The organism is Methanosarcina sp. 2.H.A.1B.4, assembly GCF_000979385.1.
Taxonomy (GTDB): Archaea; Halobacteriota; Methanosarcinia; order Methanosarcinales; family Methanosarcinaceae; genus Methanosarcina.
The window spans coordinates 1-11,848 of record NZ_JJOV01000006.1 but is presented as its reverse complement, the minus strand read 5'-3'; the positions used below and the strand labels follow the sequence as shown (position 1 = coordinate 11,848).

Sequence of the window (11,848 nt, the reverse complement as noted above, 5' to 3'; positions counted from 1 at the left end):
TGAGCAGCATGCTGTTTTATATTTGTATATAAGTATTAGATTAAATCAGTATATTTATATTTATTTATATACATTCCCGCTTAGTTAAATTGATTGACACAGGGATTTTACTCTGGATTTTAGACAAATTCAGCGCAAACGCAGAGCTTTACATTTGTACATTCATTGGACATTGAGTGCATGTTTTTATGAATTACTAATAATACAATTTTCGCCCCTGATACAGATTTCACCCCTAACTTTCTTGAATGGATGGAGGAATTGGAAATTAGAAATAAATTAATCACATTATTAGGAATTTTTATCATATTCTCATTAATTTCAGGTATTGGAGCAGCGGCAGAGATAATTGTCCAGCCAGGAAGTTCAATACAGACTGCCGTAAACAATGCAGCTTCAGGTGATGTAATTACCATAAAACCCGGGACCTATACTGAAAATATAAAAATATCTACAGGTGGTCTCACTATCAGGTCTGAGTCCGGAAACCCTGATAATACAATAATTAAAGCTAAAAGTTCAACTATAAATGTACTTTCCGTACAGGCAGATAATGTAAAAATTAGCGGGATTAAAGCTATTGGAGCAAGCGGGTCCAGCTATTCAGGAATCTATCTGTCCGGATGCAATAACTGTATAATTGAGAATAACAAGCTCATGAGCAACGGGCGTGGAATTTATCTCGTGAGTTCTAAAGGATGCGCCGTCTCGAAAAATACAGTTACAAATAACGGGGTGTATGGAATTGTGCTTGGGAGCTCCAGCGGCAATACCATTTCCGGAAATACGGCTTCTAACGACGCCCGCGGCATCCATGTTGGTTCCTCTGACGACAATACCCTTTCAGGCAACACGGTTACTTCGAACAGTGCTTACGGCATGTATGTTTGCGGCCTGAGCGATAGAAACCTCATTTATAACAACTACTTCAATAACACCATTATGACTATTAAAAGCGGAACCGGAAACGCTTATAATACCGCAAAAACCCCAGGAAAAAATATTGTCCGTGGGACATATATTGGCGGGAATTTCTGGGGAAAACCCGATGGTTCAGGCTTTTCCAATACCGCAGTTGATGCGGATGGAGATGGAATTTCCGATTCCGCGTACAGTATACCAAACAGCATATACTCAGATTACCTACCTCTTGTAACCCCTTCCAACCCTGCAGCCCCTGATGCGGACTTCGGCAGCAATGTTACCTCAGGAAACGCGCCGTTGAATGTTTTATTTACTGATGCAAGCACAGGAACGTCCACTGCATGGAACTGGAGTTTTGGAGACGGGACATATTCAACCCAGAAAAATCCAGTTCATACCTATTCAGCAGCCGGAAGTTACACAGTAACACTTACAGCAAGCAATGCGGCTGGAAACGACACGAAAACAAAAGCGGATTATATAAAAGTAACAGCCCCGCAAAAACCAGTCGTAAATTACTGGGGCTCTCCGAGATCAGGAGATGCGCCACTGACTGTAACCTTTAAGGACATTACTACAGGATCCCCCACAGCATGGAACTGGGATTTCGGAGACGGGACTAATTCAACGGAACAGAACCCAAAACACACATATTCAGCAGCAGGCCGTTACACGATAAAGCTGACAGCAACCAATGCAGCCGGCGGTAATACGCTAACAAAGTACTATTACATAACAGTGACAGGAACCTCTTTACAAACTCCTATTGCAAGCTTCAACAGCAATGTTACTTCAGGAAACGCGCCACTTAATGTCCTATTTACGGACACAAGTACAGGAACTCCCACAGCATGGAAGTGGAATTTCGGAGATGGGACTAATTCAGCAGTCCAGAACCCCGTACACACATACTCTGCAGCCGGAAATTATCCAGTTGAACTTACAGTAACCAATGCAGCAGGCAGCAACACGGTGACAAAATCCAATTATATAAGTGTAGGGACCGCAGCGGCGCAAACGCCAGTTGCTGCGTTTTCGGTATCCCCTACTTCCGGAAATGCACCTCTGGATGTGACCTTTACTGACAGCAGTACAGGAACTCCCACAGCATGGAGCTGGAATTTCGGAGACGGGACTACTTCAACAGATCAGAACCCAAAACACACATATTCAACAGCAGGAACCTACACAGTAACGCTTACAGTAACTAATGCTGCAGGCAGCAATACGGCAACAAAGTCCAGTTATATAACTGCAGGGACAACGGAACAGAAGCCAGTCGTAAACTTCTGGGGCTCTCCGCGATCAGGAGATGCGCCGTTGAGTGTGGCCTTTAAGGACATTACCACAGGATCGCCTACTGCGTGGAACTGGGATTTCGGAGACGGAACTAATTCAACGGAACAGAACCCAAACCACACATATTCAGCAGCAGGACGTTACACGATTAAACTGACAGCAACCAATGCGGCAGGCAGTAATACGCTAACAAAGTATTATTACACAACAGTGACAGGAACAGCTGCACAAACTCCTGTTGCTGCGTTTTCGGCATCTCCGACTTCCGGAAATGCACCTCTGGATGTGACCTTTACTGACACAAGCACAGGTACACCCACAGCATGGAGCTGGAATTTCGGAGACGGAACAAGTTCAACTCAGAAGAGTCCAACACATACATATTCGACAGCAGGAACCTACACAGTAACGCTTACGGCAACTAATGCTGCAGGCAGCAATACGGTGACAAAGTCCAGTTATATAACCGCAATAACTGGAGGGACAACGGCACAAAAACCAGTCGTAAACTTCTGGGGTACCCCAAGATCAGGAAATGCGCCGCTGACTGTAACCTTTAAAGACATTACTACAGGAACACCTACTGCGTGGAACTGGGATTTCGGAGACGGAACAAGTTCAACAGACCAGAACCCAAAACACACATATTCAACAGCAGGAAATTACGTGATAAAGCTGACAGCAACCAATGCGGCAGGCAGTACTACAATGACAAAGTACAATTATATTGTAGTGACAGGAACAGCTGCACAAACACCGATTGCTGCGTTTTCGGCATCTCCAACTTCCGGAAATACACCCCTGAATGTGGCTTTCACTGACAGCAGTACAGGTACACCCACAGCATGGAGCTGGAATTTCGGAGACGGAACAAGTTCAACTCAGAAGAGCCCAACACATACATATTCAACAGCAGGAACCTACACCGTAACGCTTACAGTAACTAATGCTGCAGGCAGCAATACGGCAACAAAATCCAGCTATATAACTGCAGGGACAACGGATACAGGAACAACGACACAAAAACCAGTAATAAACTGCTGGGGCTCTCCAAGAACGGGAACTGCACCTCTGAATGTGTACTTTAAGGACAGTAGCACAGGTTCGCCTACTGCATGGAACTGGAGTTTCGGAGACGGAACGTACTCAACCCTCCAGAATCCGAAGCACACATATTCAGCAGCAGGAAGTTACACGATAAAACTGACAGTAACCAATGCAGCAGGTAGCACTACTACAACAAAAAACAATTATATAGTAGTGGCAAAGACCTGAAAAAAATAAGATTTGAAGAACTGGAAGCTGGAGTAATCGGGCTATGTCCTTTTCAGAGCTTTTCTGCAAGGCTCCCGAACTCCAGTCGACTTGAAGCCGGAGATTCCGGCTCCTTTTTTTCAGGGGAATAGGGCACTACATTTGCAAAAAACTCTTTTACCAGGCTTCCCACGTCCCTTGGAGCTACATCGAGAAACTCTCTACTCTCTTCAGGAGGGAAGTATCCGAATACCGAAAATTTGCCCAGCTTACGCATCTGGGAACCCTGGTAGCGGGCATCAAGGAGGATCCTTACCCCGAAATCACCCGGAGAGCGGACAACTCTTCCCATTGCCTGTCTTACCTTCCTGGTCGTTGGCACCTGGACTGCAAACTCCCAGCCATCGCCACAGTTGAAAACCGTATCATATGCCGACTCTACAGCTTTGATCCTGTCATTCAGAGCCGGGTATCCTACACCTACGACGATCACGGTTCTGCCGCGGGAGTCTCTGAAATCAACACCTTCACTCAATGTTCCCCAGAGATAGGTTATGAGCAAAGCTTTTCCTCCCTGCTCCCCTATTTTGAAAAACTCCTGTCTAATCTCCTGGGCTGAGACCCCGACCTCATCAAGGAAAATAGGGATCGAAAGTTCGGGCTCAAGGAGTTTTTTATAGCGGAGGGCTTCCGCATAGCTCTGGAAATAAACGACCACATTCCCGGGCGATGCAGCAGTGGCAGCAAGAAGCGCTTCTTTCAAACTTTCCAGGGTTTCAGGGCGGTCCCTATTTTTTGCAAAGAGGGGAGGGACTGAAACTGCAAGAGTAAGCCTTCTTTCCGGTGGAAAGGTGGTCCCATAGGTGATTTCTTCCACTTCCCGGGTAATGCCCAGTGTGGATTTGACCATCTCGAAAGGTCGAAGGGTAGCCGACATCAGCACTGCCGAATAAACGGAATCAAGCAACGGTTGGGTCACATTTTTGGGAATGCAGGTGAAAAGTTCAAGCCTGCCGACTACCCTGTCGCTTTTAAAGTCCCTGCGCATGTTCAGGATCGGATAATAGTTCTGTCGATCCGAAAGCACAAGATAGGAAGAAAGAAAATCTGCAACATAACGGATCTGGGAACGCTTGGGAACGGAAAGAAGCCCTTTTTTGTAGTTTTCAGCATAAATCTCTTCCAGCCTGCCTCCGAACTCCCCGATTTCCCGCAGCCGGGTCAGCACCTTTTCTTCGTCTGCAAACCCTTCTTTCTTTGCATCCCGCAAAAAACGAACTTTCAGGACGTCGAGGCGCTCATAAGGATCGCTAATCTGAATGTCCTGCCAGTGTTTTCCAAGCCTGTTCCTCTCCCCGAACTTCAACTTTGAGTCATAAGTATCCCTGATAGAGGTAAGCAAACAGGAAAAAAGCTTTTTTGCATAGATCCGGGAGGCATAGTCCTCGTCAAGAGGAATCCCGAGACCCGATCCGAAGCCACCCCCGAATGCAGGAGAATTGTCAGGCTCAGGAATCTCCCCTACCTCAGAAAGGGCTTTTTCAATGGATATTTCGGAAAGCATTACGGAGGAATGGGAACGGGCTGAAGCCTCAATGTTGTGAGCTTCGTCAAAGATCAGAATGATGTCTTCAGGGTCTCGCTCAAGCCATTTAAGGAGAGTCATGAAGATGTCAGCACTGAGCACATGATGGAAATTGCAGATCAGAAGTTCTGTGTTTTTGAGTTCCTTTTTAAGCAGCTCATACCCGCACATGTCCCGGTCTTCCGCATATTCCATGACCTCTTCGGGGCTTCTTACATCAGAAAAGAGCCAGGAGGAAAATTCATTTCCTTCGTACTTAAGGACCTCATAAAGCTTTGGGCAGGAGTGGTTTCTCAAAGACTGAGCCTTTTTTCGGGCTTCCTCGATTTCTTTTTCAAGCTCGTTCCTGAGAGCGTAGAGAGAAGGGTCTTTTGTCCGTTTGTGTTTTTCGGAGGCATCTTTGAGTTCTTTTTCCTTCGAAGAAACTTCCCTCTCAAACTCAAGTAAGTCGTAGGTGTTTTCCCCTTTTAGTTTGCACTCTTCATAGTCGAGGTTCTCGGGACACATGGAAGTCTTGCCCTTGAAAACAATTGTTTTTATGCTGTTGTCCCTGTTGATATCCCTGGTCTCATGGATAAACTGGACCATCTGCTGGTGGACATTCGTGACTATGATTACGACCTTGTTGAGCTTCTTACCCACGTGAAGGGCAGGAGCAAGTGAACTTAGAGTCTTGCCTGTCCCGCACGCCCCCTCAAAAAGCACTATTTTCTCATGCAGGAGGGCAGAGTGAATCTTCTCCATGGCTTCTGCCTGATTTGGGTAGCAACTTTGTTTTGTAAAATATCGCATGTATCCGTTCTTTTGCATCATACGCTTAACCCTGATACCTCTCCGGTTTCCTGAACCCCGAACAGTCCATCGGAATTTATCCATTTTGAAAATTTATTAATTTATTTAGTATACTGGAGAACATACAGTTTCTCTTAGGAACATATAGTTTCTCTTAATATATTTCTGAGAACTGTCATAAACCATTTAAGAACCGTAATTAACTATCTTCAACAACAGTAAATAAATATTTTGAAACACGTTTTGATAGTTATTTGTGAGGCCTATTTTCGGAGAACTATTTTTCCGAGAATCATTGAATCATTTATACTGTCCACCGGATAAACCAGATAAAAATGAATTCCTGGTACTATACCAACACAGAGGGAGAGGATTTATTTTTACTTGTTGAGTGAGGTGTTATTGCTTGACCAGTTATCCGAAGACAGACGAAAGATAGATGAAAGACAGAAGAAAGACAGCCAGATAAAGTTTTTTTCCTGCCTGATCTTCAGACTTCATGGTATAAACCATAAAGCCGATAAGACTATATTCAATTAACTGTTCTTGTAAGTTTCATACTTTAATATAAAAAACAATTCGAATTAATATGCGGAAACAGTTCAGAGGAATTAAAGGATGGATGAAAGAAGCCGGATGCTGGCAGACGAAAAAATCGGAAAACTTCTTTTTAAAATGTCAGTACCCGCAACCATAGGAATGCTGATGCAGGCCTTCTACAACCTTGTGGATACGGTATTCGTAGGTAGGGCCTATGGGGCCGAAAGCATCCAGGCAATCGGAGGAATTGCAGTTGCATTCCCAATCCAGATGATCGGAATGGCTGTAAGCCTTGCTATCGGCATCGGGGGTGCGTCCATCATATCTCGCCGCCTTGGGGAGAGAGAGCCGAAAAAAGCCGAAAAAATATTTGCAAACCTGATCTTCCTTTCCCTGTTTTCGAGCTTCCTGATAACAGGAGCAGGGCTTATCTATATCGTACCGCTACTGAAAATTTTCGGGGCGACTGATACTATTCTTCCTTATGCTCTTGAATACCTGGAAGTAATCCTTTACGGCACTGTCCTTTTTTCTCTTGCAATGGTAACAAACTCTGTGATCCGTTCCGAAGGAAACGCAAAAGTCGCCATGAACTCCATGCTCATCTCCGGCGGCCTCAATGTTGTGCTTGATCCAATCTTTATTTTTAGCTTCGGGATGGGAATAAGGGGAGCTGCCATTGCAACCGTACTGGCACAGGCAATAGGAGTGCTTTATGTTATCCGTTACTTCCTGAGCGGAAAAAGTACACTCAGACTCCACCCTGCTGACCTCAAACCGGACAGCAAAATCATAAAAGAAGTCCTTGCCATAGGGGTGTCCCCTTTTGCCAGAAACTTTTCAGGGAGTTTCATGGTAATAATCCTGAACAACCTCCTTGCCTTCTACGGGGGAGACATAGCCATTGCCGTGTTCGGGATAATCAACAGGCTCCTGATGTTTACACTCATGCCCATGTTCGGAATTATCCAGGGACTTCAGCCGATAGTGGGCTTCAATTACGGGGCAAAAAACTTTGAACGCGTCAGGGAAACTGTAAAACTTGCCATCCTCACTACCACAGTTATGTCTGTTGCAGGGTTCCTGATACTTTACCTGTTTCCGGAGCAGCTTTTCGGGATTTTCAGCAGGAACCTGCAGTTGATAGCCGAGGGAAAAAGTGCTGTGAGGATAGTGGTGCTTGCAACCCCGCTTATTGGATTCCAGGTAGTTGGAGCAGCACTCTATCAGGCTCTGGGCAAAGCAAAACCGTCTCTTTTCCTGTCCATGTGCAGGCAGATACTTTTCCTGATTCCCCTGGTGCTTGTACTCCCTAAATACCTGGACCTCTTCGGTGTCTGGGCAGCCTTCCCGCTTGCAGATTTCCTGGCTTTTACGGTAACCCTGATTATGGTTATCCGGGAGTTCAAGCTGCTTGCTAAAGCAGGAGAAAATATGAAAATTGACCCTATGAAAATTGACCCGACTGCAGGGAATTGACCTGCTTGCAGGAATTGACCGCTCCTAAAGAACAGTTACTGCGAAAGTTACTGCGAAAGTTGCTGCGAAACCACATCAGCGATTTTTACGCCCTCTTTTTTATCAAGAATGCACTCCCTGCCGAGGTACCCATTTCCCCATTCACAGAGCGCATCCAGAACCGGAAGCACAGTTTTTCCAAATTCCGTCAGAGAGTATTCAACACGGGGCGGGATTTCAGGATAAACCTCCCTGAGGAGAAGCCCATCTTCTTCGAGTTCCCTAAGCTGTTTTGTGAGCATTTTGGGAGAAATCCCCTGCATGCTTTGCTGGAGCCCTGAAAACCGCCGTTTCTCTGCTCTCAACTGCCAGAGGATAAGGGGTTTCCATTTGCCGCCTATTACGTCCAGAGTTGCTTCAACAGGACAATTATAGTGTTTATTATTTTTTGCCTCAATAACCATAAGCTTTCAGACTATCCTTTTTGTTACTAAGTATCCGGATTGCATGTATGGTATATAAGTATAGTTGCTGTAAATTAAATATCAGCAAATACACGTTACTGATAGAAGAGACTCTATTTTGTTAAAAGAGGCTTAAATTAACAGATAAAAGGTGTAAAAATGAAAGTTATAGGTATTGTTGGAAGTCCCCGAAAGAATGGAAATACAAATGTCCTTGTCCAGCAGGTCCTCAAAGGCGCAGCAGAAGCAGGTGCCGAAACCCGGACCTTCTTCCTCAATGAGATGAACTACAGAGGCTGCCAGGGCTGCAACTATTGCAAGGCCCACGAAGAATGCAAGCTTGAAGACGACCTTGTGGAAGTATTCAATGAGATTGCAGCAGCTGACGGCGTTGTATTTGGCTCCCCGATTTACTTTGCCCAGTTTACAGGCCAGATGCGGCTCTTCCTTGACCGCTGCTATTCCCTTATAAACGCTGATTTCTCCCCCCGCCTCCCTGCCGGGAAAAAGGCTGTGATTATAGGAACTCAGGGAGCGCCTGAACCCGCGGCTTTCAAAAGTGTATATGAAGAGTTCGGAGGGCAAATTTCCGGTGTCATGGGCATGGAAATAAAGGATACCCTTGTGGGGGTGGGATATCACGCTCCCGGAGAAGTAAAGGACAATTTAGAACTTATGGAAAAAGCGAAAAACACAGGCCTTAACCTGTTCAAATAAAGAAAAATAATACAGGAAAGAAAACAAAACAGGGTGAGAGAAACCTGAAGAGACATTTCCTCACCCGGCTCTTTTAGAGCTATTTCAGGAATAAATAAGGAGTCAGAATATGGAAACTCTTGAAGCAATCCACACTCGCCGAAGCATTCGAAAATACACCGACAGGCCAGTTCCGAGAGAGCTTGTTACCGAACTGCTGAGAGCTGCAATGAGTGCTCCGTCTGCAGTTAATGCCCAGCCCTGGATCTTTATTGTTATCGATGACCGGAAAATCCTCGATGAAATTCCCACGTTCAGCCCCTATGCCGGTATGTGCAGGGAAGCTCCTCTCGCAATCCTGATCTGCGGGGATACGACTCTGGAAAAAGCCCCCGGGTACTGGGTACAGGACTGCTCGGCAGCCACTCAGAACCTCCTGCTTGCAGCTCACGATTTCGGGCTTGGGGCAGTCTGGACAGGGATTTATCCGATGAAGGACAGGGTCGATGGTTTTCGTAAAGCTTTTGGGCTGCCTGACCATGTGTTTCCTCTTGGTCTTGTGCCTATCGGCTACCCTGCCCAGAAACCCGCACTTCAGGACCGATACACTGAGGATAAAGTTTACCACAACAGGTACGGCCAGAAAAAAGAATGATTCTGTGATTGATGCTGTTCAATACTGGCAGAATAAAAAATCTGTACAAACTGGTGATTTTATTGACTATAAGAGTTGTTGCAAAAAATCAGATCAAAACTGACAAAATTCAAGAATATATAGATTTGTGTAAAAATCTTGTTGAAGAATCGTTAAAAGAAGAAGGCTGCATAGAATATGGGTTGTATCAGGAATTAGAGAATCCGGGAATCCTGACGATATTAGAAGAATGGAAAGATAAAAGCAGCCTGGATGAACACTTAAACTCCAATCATTTTAGAGAAATATGCCCTTTACTTTTAGAATATCTTGAGAAAGAAACGGAAATTAATGTATACAAAAAAAAGCTGTGATTTATCTTTTTCATTCCCCAAATTCTACTCCCATGCGTTTTTTGAAGAAATGGCATCAAACTCGATATGAGAAATGAAACTTAAGAAGAATGAGTAATGAATAATCGGAGGATACAAACAGTGAAAATCGTCGCATTTAATGGAAGTCCACGGAAGGGCGGCAATACAGCCTCTCTCATAGAACACGTTTTTTCAGAACTTGAAAAAGAAGGCATTGAAACCGAAATGTTGCAGCTTGGAGGAAAAAGCATTCACGGCTGCATAGCCTGTATGAAATGCTTCGAAAATAAGGACAAAAAATGCATCATTGACAAGGACATCGTCAACGACTGCATCGCGAAAATGGCTGAAGCCGACGGTATAATCCTTGCTTCACCTACATATTTTGCAGACCTGACGCCTGAGCTCAAAGCCCTCATAGACAGGGCAGGAATGGTCGCAATAGCAAATGACAACCTTTTCAAGAGGAAAGTGGGAGCAGCCGTCGTTGCAGTAAGAAGGGCCGGCTCAATCCATGCCTTTGACTCCATAAACCATTTTTTCACCATCTCCCAGATGATAATTCCTGGTTCCAGCTACTGGAACATGGGAATCGGGTTTGGAGAAGGAGACGTGGAAAAGGATGAAGAAGGCGTCCAGACAATGGAGACCCTGGGCCAGAACATGGCGTGGTTGCTGAAAAAGATCAATGCGTGAAAGACAAGTGACGGCCCCAGATACACTATTAGCCGAACCAGCCGAACCCGAGGGATCTGAATCATTTTTCTGGCCTCCTGCCTATTTTTGATTTGCGTATTCGAACACTTAATTCGGGTTCCCGCCCCGATCGTGCTTTCACGACCGGCCTTTCCTTAAAAATGCGAGAAAGCGTGATTTCCGGACTTGAATTTCAGGCTTCAAGCATTGGTAGTTATTTTGGAAAAAGCCGGCTTTCTCTGTCGGCTGCAATGTTCTTTTATACCCTCAGGAGAATCTGTATTGGGGGATATGATGAAAATTCATTACATTTACGCACACCAGGAACCGAAGTCATTTAACGCTGCCCTGAAAGACACAGCTCTCTCTTCCCTGAAGGAAAAGGGTCACGAAGTCAAACTCTCAGACCTTTACGCAATGAACTTCAATCCCGTGCTCACTGAGGGGGATTTCACGGACCGGAAAAAGCCGGATATTTTCAAGCCTTTCTTTGAAGCAATCCACGCCTCAAAAACCGGGGCATTTGCTCCCGACATCAAAGCCGAGATGGAAAAAGTAAAATGGGCCGACATCCTGGTCTTCCAGTTTCCGATCTACTTCACGTCCATGCCTGCGATCATGAAAGGCTGGATTGACCGGGTCCTGGCTCCGGGTTTTAGCTTTAACCCGATTACAAAAAACACCTACGAAACCGGGCTCCTGAAAGGAAAATCAGCAATGATTGTCACCACCACCGGGACTCCGCAGGCATTGTATGTAGAAGGGGGGGTACACGGGGACATGAACAGGCACCTGGAATCCGTAACCCACTGCATCTTTGAGTTCATGGGGATGAAAGTGCTGCCTTCTTACATCATCTATGAAGTGAGCAGCTTTTCAAAGGAAAAAGGGGCAGAAGAACTCGAGAAATATAGAAAGAGAATTTTGGAAATTTAAATAGAGAAGAAAACATCTGTATTTATTTTTTTGAGAATCCAGGACTGGAGCGTAGCCTGCACCTTGTGCCACTTTTTAATAATATATAAATACACTATTTTTGGGCTCTGTAGAAATCCTTAATTTTATGCAAATTATTTCTACAACTTTTTTGTTTATGTTATACACTATCAGTTTAATTTTTATTTCTTTGATC

General features: G+C 45.0%; 9 protein-coding genes. 7 read left to right on the top strand and 2 right to left on the bottom strand.

Annotated elements, in window-relative coordinates; all coding sequences use genetic code 11:
* The first annotated feature begins 252 nt into the window (after window positions 1–252).
* The gene (locus EO92_RS18875; RefSeq protein WP_048168836.1) at window positions 253–3,498 is read left to right on the top strand and encodes a PKD domain-containing protein; all 3,246 of its coding nucleotides are present in this window, start codon (window positions 253–255) and stop codon (window positions 3,496–3,498) included.
* Between the two features lie 52 nt (window positions 3,499–3,550).
* On the opposite strand, the gene EO92_RS01475 is transcribed toward EO92_RS18875, so the two are convergent.
* Window positions 3,551–5,875: an ATP-dependent DNA helicase gene (locus EO92_RS01475; protein ID WP_048168835.1), complete on the bottom strand. Its 2,325-nt coding sequence runs from the start codon at window positions 5,873–5,875 to the stop codon at window positions 3,551–3,553.
* A gap of 597 nt (window positions 5,876–6,472) precedes the next feature.
* Between EO92_RS01475 and EO92_RS01470 the strand changes: the two genes are divergently transcribed.
* Window positions 6,473–7,873, top strand: a complete 1,401-nt coding sequence (locus tag EO92_RS01470) for an MATE family efflux transporter (RefSeq protein WP_048168834.1) — start codon at window positions 6,473–6,475, stop codon at window positions 7,871–7,873.
* Between the two features lie 47 nt (window positions 7,874–7,920).
* Here the strand turns inward: EO92_RS01470 and EO92_RS01465 are convergent, their stop codons facing one another.
* Window positions 7,921–8,316, bottom strand: a complete 396-nt coding sequence (locus tag EO92_RS01465) for a helix-turn-helix domain-containing protein (protein ID WP_048168833.1) — start codon at window positions 8,314–8,316, stop codon at window positions 7,921–7,923.
* 159 nt (window positions 8,317–8,475) lie between these two features.
* Here EO92_RS01465 and EO92_RS01460 point away from each other — a divergent pair, with 159 nt between their 5' ends.
* The 5 genes from EO92_RS01460 to EO92_RS01440 all read left to right on the top strand — a co-directional run bounded on the left by EO92_RS01460 (window position 8,476) and on the right by EO92_RS01440 (window position 11,652).
* On the top strand, window positions 8,476–9,033 hold the full coding sequence (locus EO92_RS01460) for a flavodoxin family protein (RefSeq protein WP_048168832.1): 558 nt from the start codon (window positions 8,476–8,478) through the stop codon (window positions 9,031–9,033).
* Between the two features lie 109 nt (window positions 9,034–9,142).
* Window positions 9,143–9,667 (top strand): nitroreductase family protein, encoded by a 525-nt coding sequence (locus EO92_RS01455; protein ID WP_048168831.1) that lies wholly within the window; start codon window positions 9,143–9,145, stop codon window positions 9,665–9,667.
* Window positions 9,668–9,729: 62 nt separating this feature from the next.
* On the top strand, window positions 9,730–10,020 hold the full coding sequence (locus EO92_RS01450; RefSeq protein WP_235283114.1) for a putative quinol monooxygenase: 291 nt from the start codon (window positions 9,730–9,732) through the stop codon (window positions 10,018–10,020).
* Window positions 10,021–10,140: 120 nt separating this feature from the next.
* Complete coding sequence (locus EO92_RS01445) at window positions 10,141–10,716, top strand: flavodoxin family protein (protein WP_048168829.1); 576 nt, start codon at window positions 10,141–10,143, stop codon at window positions 10,714–10,716.
* Window positions 10,717–11,010: 294 nt separating this feature from the next.
* The gene (locus tag EO92_RS01440; protein WP_048168862.1) at window positions 11,011–11,652 is read left to right on the top strand and encodes an NAD(P)H-dependent oxidoreductase; all 642 of its coding nucleotides are present in this window, start codon (window positions 11,011–11,013) and stop codon (window positions 11,650–11,652) included.
* The last annotated feature ends 196 nt before the right edge of the window (window positions 11,653–11,848 follow it).